General features: G+C 37.8%; 1 protein-coding gene. It reads right to left on the bottom strand.

The genetic code is table 11. The annotated features are described in order from the left end of the window. Positions 1 to 751 (bottom strand): Ig-like domain-containing protein (locus tag ES676_RS14570; RefSeq protein ID WP_148371052.1); only part of this gene is annotated, 751 nt, incomplete at both ends.

Consider the following 751-nt stretch of genomic DNA (forward strand, 5'->3'; position numbering starts at 1 on the left):
AATCACTATCTAAATCTAATGGTGTTAAGGTTACTGTACCTTCTTCTGCAACACTGTAACTGTCGTCTACTGCTACTGGTACATCATTTACCCCGGTTACTTCGATAATCTGATTGGCTGTAGCTGTAGCTGTACCATCAGTAATGACATATGCAAAGGTCTCCGTACCATTGTAATTATCACTCGGTGTGAACGTAATAACACCTGCTGCATCTATATTCACTGTTCCATTTGGAGTCGTGATAACTTGCTCTGTTCCTGGTGTTAATAAAGTTCCATTTATAGAAACAATGCTTAAAATATCACCATCAATATCACTATCTAAATCTAATGGTGTTAATATCACTGTACTTTCTTCTGAAACGGTATAATTATCGTCTACTGCTACTGGTGCATCATTTACTGGCGTTACTTCAATAATCTGATCGGCTGTAGCTGTATCTGTACCATCGGTAATGACATATGGGAAGATAACTGTTCCGTTAAAATCGGTATCTCCTGTAAAGGTTATAACACCGGTATCACTAACACTTACAGTACCGTTTAATACATTTATTGTTTGTGCTGTTCCTGGTGTTAATGGTATACCATTAATACTTACTATCGTTAAGATATCGCCATCTAAATCACTATCTAAATCTAATGGTGTTAAGGTTACTGTACCTTCTTCTGCAACACTGTAACTGTCGTCTACTGCTACTGGTGCATCATTTACTGCGGTTACTTCGATAATCTGGTTGGCTGTAGCTGT

It is taken from the genome of Bizionia saleffrena (assembly GCF_008086175.1).
GTDB lineage: Bacteria > Bacteroidota > Bacteroidia > Flavobacteriales > Flavobacteriaceae > Bizionia > Bizionia saleffrena.